At 38.5% G+C, this 8108-nt stretch carries 7 protein-coding genes; 3 read left to right on the top strand and 4 right to left on the bottom strand.

Annotation, left to right across the window (positions count from 1 at the left end; translation table 11 throughout):
• Both VJ937_RS08030 and murB read right to left on the bottom strand, forming a co-directional pair.
• Positions 1-887: GAF domain-containing protein (locus VJ937_RS08030; protein WP_324066378.1), on the bottom strand; the 887-nt coding region annotated here is incomplete at its 3' end.
• 373 nt (positions 888-1260) lie between these two features.
• The gene (murB, locus tag VJ937_RS08025; RefSeq protein WP_324066377.1) at positions 1261-2277 is read right to left on the bottom strand and encodes a UDP-N-acetylmuramate dehydrogenase; all 1017 of its coding nucleotides are present in this window, start codon (positions 2275-2277) and stop codon (positions 1261-1263) included.
• A 40-nt stretch (positions 2278-2317) separates the two neighbouring features.
• On the opposite strand from murB, the gene VJ937_RS08020 reads away from it, so the two are divergent.
• Genes VJ937_RS08020 through VJ937_RS08010 form a run of 3 tightly spaced genes read left to right on the top strand, consistent with a single transcriptional unit; the run spans position 2318 to position 5709 of the window.
• The gene (locus VJ937_RS08020) at positions 2318-3481 is read left to right on the top strand and encodes a glycosyltransferase (RefSeq protein ID WP_324066376.1); all 1164 of its coding nucleotides are present in this window, start codon (positions 2318-2320) and stop codon (positions 3479-3481) included.
• Position 3482: 1 nt separating this feature from the next.
• Positions 3483-4793, top strand: a complete 1311-nt coding sequence (locus VJ937_RS08015; protein ID WP_324066375.1) for a polysaccharide deacetylase family protein — start codon at positions 3483-3485, stop codon at positions 4791-4793.
• A 46-nt stretch (positions 4794-4839) separates the two neighbouring features.
• Positions 4840-5709 carry a hypothetical protein gene (locus tag VJ937_RS08010; RefSeq protein WP_324066374.1) on the top strand — a complete coding sequence of 290 codons (870 nt, stop codon included), beginning with the start codon at positions 4840-4842 and terminating at the stop codon, positions 5707-5709.
• 46 nt (positions 5710-5755) lie between these two features.
• On the opposite strand, the gene VJ937_RS08005 is transcribed toward VJ937_RS08010, so the two are convergent.
• The gene (locus VJ937_RS08005) at positions 5756-7930 is read right to left on the bottom strand and encodes a S46 family peptidase (protein ID WP_324066373.1); all 2175 of its coding nucleotides are present in this window, start codon (positions 7928-7930) and stop codon (positions 5756-5758) included.
• A gap of 17 nt (positions 7931-7947) precedes the next feature.
• The coding region (locus VJ937_RS08000) for a Maf family protein (RefSeq protein WP_324066379.1) at positions 7948-8108 on the bottom strand (161 nt) is incomplete at its 5' end.

The following is an 8108-nucleotide window of genomic DNA, read 5'->3' as shown; positions in this document are numbered from 1 at the left end:
CTTTTTATTACTTCAATATTTTTCATTTTGATTGATAACTTAAAGAATGACAATAAGCTTTCAATCATTTCAACAATATTAAAATCTATTTTTTCGGGCTCTAAGTGCAGTAAATCATTTTTTGACCAGCTTAATAAATTTTCTAGTGTTTCAAATGCAGAATTGGCCATATTATTCAAATATATTAGGTCTTCTTTTAATTTTTGGCTTTCGTAATCATCATATTTTCTTATAATTAATTTAAGAAATTCATTTAGTGTACCTACTCCTCCGCGCACATCATGAGATATTAAAGACAAGAACCTGGTTTTTATACTACTGGTTTCTTGCAAGCTGAGGTTTAGTTCTTCCAATTCATACTTAGATTTAATGAGTTGTAAATCTGATTCAATGTGTGTTTTAGCAAGATAAAGGAGTTCCTTGAAATTCTCGCCATAGTAGTTTTCTTTGTTATCTAATAAACAAACTGTTCCAAATACTTTTCCATCAGGCCAGTTAATGGGGTACCCCAGGTAAGCAATCATATTTATGTCTACATCAGGGTTATTTTTGCTCCAAACATAATTTTTTGTTGCATCAGGAATTAAAAGCTCTTCTTGTGTGCCTATAACCGTTTCACAATACAAGCCATAAATTAAATCTGTTTTTTCCCCTGCTTGATAAGGATTACCTTCATTCTGACTTTTTAGAAAAACTTCAATGGTTTCTTCATTTAATCTCATTATTAATCCTGATGGTACATCCACGATTTTTGCAACTGTATCTATAAGTGATTGCCACTTATCTATTACAGAAGAGAAAGCTTCGGTTCTAATTTTTGATTCTATTGGAACCGATTTCGATTTATCTTTTCCCCGAATTGTTACTATAGATTTTTTCTCTTCCATATCTTTTAGGTTTAATATGATTTTATTTTTGGAACTATAGCGCTCAACTTTATTATAAAGGCTAAAAAAAACGCCCTTGTAACAATTTTTTTGCAGATTTATAATCTATATTGTTAATCTTTTTTGAAGGCGTTTTTAATTATAAACACTTTTACAAGCAAAATGAAGATTAAAACACATCATAAATGGTTTTATACAACCAGAAGCGTTTATTTTGCGCTTCTTTTTAATATTGGATGTAGTAATTTAGTGCCCTTGTATACCAAAGATAAAAATGTTTTTGAAAAAAGCAAGATACAGGCGGCCAGAATTTTAGTGAGAGTAGAAAAATTATGGTTTGTATAAATATGATCTAACCTGAGAAATGTTATTATTACAAAATTGTGGCTTCGGGTTCCAATTCGATGTCAAATTGTTTTTTTACTTTGGTTTGCACGTAGCGGGCCAGCTCCAAAATGTCTGCTCCGTTTTGGGCTCCTTTATTGATCAGTACCAGCGCCTGTTTATCATGTATACCGGCGCCTTTTTCGGTTTGGTATCCTTTTAACCCGCATTGGTCGATTAGCCAGCCTGCTGCCAGTTTCACAGATGAATCTTCGGCAGGGTAGTGTGGCATGGCCGGGAATTGTCTCAAAAGATTGTTTGCTGCGGCTTGCGTAACTACCGGATTTTTGAAAAAACTTCCTGCGTTTCCGGTTACATCGGGGTCGGGTAATTTGCTGTTTCTTATATTAATGACTGCTTTGCGCACGTTTTCCTGGTTCAGGGGGCCTAAGCGATCTATCTCTTGTTTCAGTGATCCATAATTTACATTAAATTGTGGCTTATTCGGCAACTGATAGGTTACGGAGGTAACTACAAAGCGGTTACGCCATTCATTTTTAAAAATACTATCGCGATAACCGAAACGGCAGTCTGCATTGCTGAATGTGTATTTTTTACCGGTCGCTATTTCAATAGCCTCGAGTGATTTGATAAACAACCGCACCTCTACGCCATAGGCACCTATGTTTTGCACTGGTGTGGCTCCTGTGGTTCCGGGTATGAGCGATAAGTTTTCAAGACCATAAAGATTATGCTCAACCGTCCAGGCCACAAAATCGTCCCATTCCAGTCCGCCACCTGTCTGAACAAATGTGTGCGTTGCGTTTTTGTCCTTTATTTTAATTTGCTGATCCAGGTTATGCAGCAGGCAGCCATGGTATGTTTTGGTAAACAGAAGATTGCTGCCGCTCCCAATAGGCATTAGGTTTTTATACTTGCGACTTTCTGTTTTTAAAAAGTGAATCAGTTCCTTTTCCGATTCATATTCGAAAAGTGCGTCTGTTTTGTGTGGCAGACCAAATGTATGATACGATGAAAGATCAATATTCGTTTTTAATTGAGCCATGGGACAAATTTGCAGCAAAATAAGCGTTATATTTTTTCCCATGCAAATTTTAAAACTGCATAACCGAAGAGATATGTGGCTTTATATTTTATTTTTGGGCAGGTTCGGTTATTTTTGTGTAAAAGTTGAACAATTGGAGCGAATAATTATTTGTGTCACCAATGATTTGAGTGCAGACCAGCGTGTGCATAAAACTGCGCTTACGCTCAAAAACCGCCTTGGTAAAGATGTTTGGGTTATAGGTCGGAAACGGAAAAACAGCCCTGAAATAACCAGACCATACACAACCAGACGTTTTAGTTTGCCAGTAAATAAAGGGCCACTTTTTTATGCGTTTTATAACTTCAGGCTATTGCTTTTTTTGCTCAATCACCGGTATACAGAGATCTTGAGTAACGATCTCGATACACTTCCGGCAGCGCGTGTTGCAGCAGGTTTAAAACGCGTAAAGCTTTTTTACGATAGTCATGAACTTTTTACCGAGGTGCCAGAATTAATAAACCGGCCCCGGGTACAAAATATCTGGAGCTGGCTGGAGCGTAGGTGTGTAAAACGTGTTGACCGGTTTTATACCGTTTGCAAACCCATTGCAGAGATTTACGAAAAGCAATACAACAAAAAAGTAGAGGTAATTAGAAATGTACCCTTGTACAGACCTAAACATGAGACTGAAAAGTATGATAAACCAACACTTATTTACCAGGGAGCACTGAATATAGGCCGTGGAATAGAGTTAATGATAGAAACAATGGAGCTTCTGCCCAGGTTTCAGTTAATAATTTGCGGCAGGGGAGATGTAGAGGATGAACTGCAGCACAAAGCAAGTAAACAAAAAAGTAAGAATATACATTTTAAAGGGCATGTTGATTTTGAAATGATGCAAACCATAACATCGAAAGCACATATTGGCCTGTCGTGGGAAGAAAACATGGGCTTGAATTATTACTATGCATTACCTAATAAAATTTTTGACTATATACAAGCCAGAATACCGGTTTTGGTAGCAGATTTGCCGGGTATGAAAAGCATTGTGGAGCAATATGGAGTAGGCGAGGTTTTGGAAGAACGGCAACCTGAAAAAATTGCAAGACAAATTGTAAGAATTTTCGAGAAACGGCATACCTTTGGAACTGCACTCGAAAATGCTGCTGGTGAACTAAACTGGAACAAAGAGGAGCAAAAACTGATAGATATTTTTATTTAATATGTTGACAATATACACCCATAAAAAAAGCAACCGGTTACTATATACATTGGATTTTATTTTTAAAGAAAGATTTGATGTTGACTATAAAGTGACAACAGATGCTAATGAGTTCAGGGCTGAGCTTGGCCCGAGACTTAATTACTCCATGGACAATTTTAAAGATAATTCCCTCAATATATTTCCGGTATTGCTGCTTTTTCAGGAAGATGTGACAGAGCACCAGGTAGTCGTGAAAGAATGGGACGGCGTTAAGGTTTTTTATAACGTGAATAAAGGCGATTTTCCTTTTGATGTTTTTGCGGCCACATTTTTTATGATTTCAAGGTACGAAGAGTATTTGTATGCCAAAAAAGATCGTTATGGTCGATATGACCCACGAAATAGCCTTGCCTGGAAGAACGAGTTTCTTTATGAACCTGTAGTTAATATTTGGTTAAACAGACTTGGAGATGCACTAAAAGATCGTTTTCCTGATTTACCGTTGAAAAAAGCAAGTTACAGCTTTCAACCCACAATAGATGTTGATAATGCCTGGGCTTATTTGCATAAAGGTTTTTTGCGTACTGCAGGTGGTTTGGCCATGAATATGGTGCAACAGCGATTTCATAATTATGGCCATCGGCTGAAAGTTTTAATGGGTATGGAGCCCGATCCATATGATAATTATGATGAGATAGATCGCATACATGCTAAATATGGCCTTAAACCATACATATTTTTCCTTTTAGGTAATTATGGTGGTTATGATCGTGCCGTATCGCATAAAAATAAGCTTTTCAGACAATTGGTTCATAATTATTCAGAAAAGGCAATCGTAGGTATTCATGCTTCGTTTGCATCATCGCAAAATTCAAGGCACCTGGCCGAAGAGATTGAAGCCCTGGATGAAATTACCGAAAAAGAGGTGAGATGTAACAGATTTCATTACATTAAGTTTAAAATGCCCGATTCATACGAAAAGCTCATTGAGCAGGGTATTACAAAGGATTTTTCCATGGGGTATCCTTCGCGACCAGGTTTCAGAGCGGGATATGCCGGTTCATTTAAATTTTTTAATCTTAAAGCCAATAAAACCACAAATTTACGCATTTATCCATTCCATTTAATGGATGCAACGTTGAACTTCTATTCAAAACATAATCCTCATGAGGCCTATGCAAAGTGCGAGGAAATTATAGATAAAGTGAAAGATGTAGGCGGAACACTCATGACCGTCTGGCATAACGAGTCTTTTAGTGATATCAGTCCCTGGAAAGGCTGGGATACGATTTATGAACGTATGGTAGATTATGCTGTACCAAAGGATTAATCTGTTTGAAGCCATTTAAGTGAGTAAACCATTTAATATATCGTATGTGGATAACGAAAAAATTGATTTTCGTAAGTGGGATTCCTGTATTAATAAATCTGCAAACGGTACATTATACGCCTATTCATGGTTTTTAGACAGTACCTGCGAAAAATGGGATGCACTTATCTCAGACCAATATGAGGCTGTAATGCCATTACCCATGATTAAACGCAAGGGCAAATGGCGTTTATCAGTGCTTTCAATCATATCCCAGTTGGGTGTTTTTAGCACACAACCAGTAAGCGAAGATATTTTAAACCAGTTCCTGCAAAAAATTCCTTCCAAATTTAAACGTTGGGAGATACCCTTGAATGCTTTAAATCCCAGGGGTTTGCATTGTTATCAATATTCAAATGCTTATGTGCATAGCAAAGATTTGATATATCCCGCTGAAGTGCAGCAGTATATGGCAAAATCGTCATCGCTGACAGATAAAGGTGAGGATATGACGGTCTCTCGCGGAGTTCAGCTTGCAGTGATTATAAACTTTGTATTAAGAATGTACGGGCGTAAAATAAAACAAAGGGAAATTTTAGCCTTACGACGCCTGTTATCGTTCAGTTCTCGTTTCGGTTTTGGCAATGCTTATGGGGTTTATTCATCAACCAATAATCTTATTGGGCTTACTTATGCCATACGTTTTCGAAACAGAGTTTATATGCTTTTTAGTCTGGCTGACAGTACTGCTGACAGGAAGAAAGTTTTCCAGGTTTTACTTAACCGGCTTTACAAAGATTTCGAAAAGCAGGATTTGGTATTAGAATGCAGCGCCCGCAGTGATGAGGAGCTTATAGAGGTTTTAAATACCAATGGCTTTTCAAGTACGCCATTTGCAATAGTGAAACAAAAGCGTAAGTTTTTGGGGCTATGGTAAAAAAAAACCGCCTGTTTATACAGACGGTTTATCATTTTTTAATGCACTATTCCTTAATTGTCATTTCTTTAATCAGGTTATCTGCTTCAGCATATTTATCCACAATAAACAGCACGTAGCGTATATCGAGCATAATGTTGCGGCAAATCTCCGGTTTGTAAGTGATGTCGCTCATTACACCTTCCCAGGCACGGTCGAAATTTATACCTATGAGCCTGCCATTGGCATCGAGCACAGGGCTGCCGGAATTTCCACCGGTGGTGTGGTTCGTTCCTATAAAACATACCGGAACTTCACCATCGCTGTTTGTGTAATTGCCGAAATCTTTTTGGTGATATAGCTCTTTTAGTTTTGCCGGTACCCGGTAATCATATACTTCCGGATTATCTTTTTCGATTATTCCTTTTAGTGTAGTTTGGTATTCGTACTCCACTGCATCGCGTGGTTCATAACCATCAATTTTTCCAAAGGCAATGCGGAATGTGGAGTTGGCATCCGGGTAAAAGACTTTATCTGCTTGCATCTTGCGCAGTCCGTCGACATATTCCCGGTCCAGGATATCTAAAGAGTCTGATATTTTTGCGTATTCGGGTTGTATGTTTTCACGATAAAAGTTTGCTACCTGCTCGTGAAGCTGGTAAGCAGGATCGGCCTCAATTTTTTTATAATCTTCAAACGTAAAATTCTCCAAAAGCTTTTCTACTCTTGCTTTACTTGCAAATATTGATTTTTCGAACAGGTCATCGGTGTACGCATTGAAATCGCCATTATATTGCTCGTATATTTCGTTAATAATTGTGGGTCTAAAATCTTTTGGAACGCCGTTGTAGTAGATATCAAGCACTTTTCCGGTGATTTGCTTGTCGATGGGCAGGTGATAATCTTTAAAATGTCCATCAAGGCCTTTTTGGATGCGGGCAATTGATTCTTCTACTGCAGTGGAATCTGTGGCTTCTTTAGCGTCATCAACAAGCCTTGAAAACTGGCCTGCGTAATCGACAAGTTCAATGGCCATGGCTGATTCAATAGCGTAATAGAAACCTTCCTGGAGCGGGGTGAGGCCTTTATAGAGTGCTTCGTAGCTATCTACAATTCCGCGGTATTTCGGGTGGTCTTTAGCCCAGGTTTTAAATTTTTTTTCAAGTTTTTCTTTGTTTTCAATGGTATTAAATCGCTCTAAGCCCTGAATCTCACCAATCCATTTTTTCCAGCCATTGGAGATTCCTGCGTATTTTGATGCATATTGGATACGTACTGCTTTATCCTGCTCCATGTAGCTGTTCATAACATCTAAACGTGTCTCGCGTAGCTTAATGCGTAAGGGGTTAATATGATTCTTTTTAAGTGCTACGGCGAATGAGGGTATGTATTGTTGGGTGGTTCCGGGGTAACCCAGTACCATGGTGAAATCGCCTTTATTGATTCCCTGTGTTGAAATTTCGAAATGTTTTACCGGCTCGTAGGGTTTATTATCGCTGGTGTAAGCCGATGGAAGGTTGTCCTCACCTGCATAAATGCGGAACATGGAAAAGTCGCCCGTATGGCGCGGCCATGACCAATTATCTGTGTCTCCACCAAATTTACCAATAGCTGAGGGTGGTGCACCCACGAGGCGTACATCTTTAAATATCTCATATACCGACATGTAATATTCATTTCCGGCAAAAAATTGCTTGATATTAGCGCGGTAGTGCGTGCCGTCTTCTGCTTTTTCAATGATGGCTTCCTGGTTTTCTCTAATTATTGTCTCCCGTTCTTCTTCCGTCATATCATCTGTAACGCCTTCTAATACCTGATCTGTTACATCCTCCATTCTTTTGAGGAATGAAGCTGTCATCCAGGGGTTGGCAAGTTCTTCATCTTTGCTGTAAGCCCAAAAACCATCGGTTAGGTAATCGTGCTCTACGCTGCTGTGGCGCTGAATGGCCCTGTAACCACAATGATGGTTGGTGAGAATAAGCCCTTCGTCTGAGATTAGTTCAGCTGTGCAAAAATGCCTGAATGGCCGGCCCATATAGCCCAGTCCAACTACAGCATCTTTGAGGGAGGCCTGGTTTATGTCATAAATATCCTCAGCTGTGAGTTTGAATCCGGCTTTCTGCATCTGCTCGTATGAGTATTTTTCGAGCAAAATGGGAACCCACATTCCTTCATGTGCCCTTAGAAGGGGCAATACAATTAAAGTTGCTACAATAAAAAGTATTAATCGTCTTTTAATCATAAAGCTATGTTTTAGTGTTATATAATTTCTAATAATTTTCGATATAGTAAATGTACGGGCAATCCCATAACATTATAATAGCTGCCTTCAATATATTTTACAGCTACCATTCCAAACCATTCCTGTATGCCATAAGCTCCGGCTTTATCATAAGGTTGCTCTTTTTCTATATACTTTG

Source organism: Salinivirga sp. (genome assembly GCF_035268865.1).
Lineage (GTDB): Bacteria > Bacteroidota > Bacteroidia > Bacteroidales > Salinivirgaceae > Salinivirga.
The sequence above is the reverse complement of the archived record's forward strand: the minus strand, read 5'-3'. Positions and strand labels throughout refer to the sequence as shown.